The organism is Micromonospora sp. NPDC047521 (assembly GCF_055587305.1).
In genome coordinates this window covers 1-1,376 of sequence record NZ_JBVJGN010000038.1, presented here as the reverse complement: position 1 = coordinate 1,376, position 1,376 = coordinate 1, and the positions used below count along the sequence as shown (strand labels likewise).

The 1,376-nt window shown below is 51.5% G+C and carries 1 protein-coding gene and 2 rRNA genes; all 3 read right to left on the bottom strand.

What is annotated here, in order from left to right:
- Positions 1-420, bottom strand: a 420-nt coding sequence (locus ACZ6N8_RS31190) for an MFS transporter (RefSeq protein WP_466014643.1), incomplete at its 3' end; no start/stop codon positions are given.
- A 258-nt stretch (positions 421-678) separates the two neighbouring features.
- Positions 679-794 (bottom strand): 5S ribosomal RNA (gene rrf, locus ACZ6N8_RS31185).
- Positions 795-893: 99 nt separating this feature from the next.
- Positions 894-1,376: ribosomal RNA gene (locus tag ACZ6N8_RS31180) — 23S ribosomal RNA — on the bottom strand; the annotation flags it as partial.

Sequence of the window (1,376 nt, the reverse complement as noted above, 5' to 3'; positions counted from 1 at the left end):
CAGCCCCTGGAACAGGCGGGCGATCAGCAGCAACGCCGGCGCCCAGCTGCCGATCGATTCATACGTCGGCAGGCAGGCGATCACCAGCGATCCGGCGCACATCATACAGACCGAAAGCAGCATGGAATTTTTTCGACCATGCTTGTCGGCAATATAACCGAATAGCCAACCGCCAATCGGCCGCATAAAGAAGCCGGCAGCGAATACCCCGGCGGTTTGCAGCAGCTGCGTGGTGCTGTTGCCCGCTGGGAAGAACGAGGCGGCAAAGTAAATGGAACAGAAGGAGTAAACGTAAAAATCAAACCACTCCACCAGATTGCCTGATGAAGCCCCGACGATAGCGAAAATGCGTTTCTTGTTATCCAGCGCCCCCTGTTCGACGCCGTGCTCATCCCCAAGAGCCGAGGTTGTTTCTGTCATGATGTATTCTCCGAGCCATAACAATGATGAAATTTGGCTTCCTGCCGCCCTGGTTGTTACTTTATTGTTATTTATAAGTTAACAGCCAAACTTAATAGCGGACGAAGAATATCTGACATTCAGAGAAACAATGCGTTGGTTTTGTGATGAATATTAAACAGTACGATGAAAGCTGAAGGGGATTACATCGGGGATTTTCCATTTTACGCATAGCAAAAAGCCCTGAACGTCAGTTCAGGGCTTTCGGCTTTATTTGATGCCTGGCAGTGTCCTACTCTCGCATGGGGAGACCCCACACTACCATCGGCGCTACGGCGTTTCACTTCTGAGTTCGGCATGGGGTCAGGTGGGACCACCGCGCTATTGCCGCCAGGCAAATTCTGTTTCATTCCAACCGCCTCACTTCCATGAAGCCATCAGAACCAATCTCGGAACGTCGCTGAAAATCTCTCTAAAAACACCTTCGGTGTTGTAAGGTTAAGCCTCACGGATCATTAGTACTGGTTAGCTCAATGCATCGCTGCACTTACACACCCAGCCTATCAACGTCTTAGTCTTAAACGTTCCTTCAGGGACCTTAAAGGCCCAGGGAAGACTCATCTTGAGGCAAGTTTCGCGCTTAGATGCTTTCAGCGCTTATCTTTTCCGCACTTAGCTACCGGGCAATGCCATTGGCATGACAACCCGAACACCAGTGGTGCGTTCACTCCGGTCCTCTCGTACTAGGAGCAACCCCTCTCAATCTTCCAACGCCCACGGCAGATAGGGACCGAACTGTCTCACGACGTTCTAAACCCAGCTCGCGTACCACTTTAAATGGCGAACAGCCATACCCTTGGGACCTACTTCAGCCCCAGGATGTGATGAGCCGACATCGAGGTGCCAAACACCGCCGTCGATATGAACTCTTGGGCGGTATCAGCCTGTTATCCCCGGAGTACCTTTTATCCGTTGAG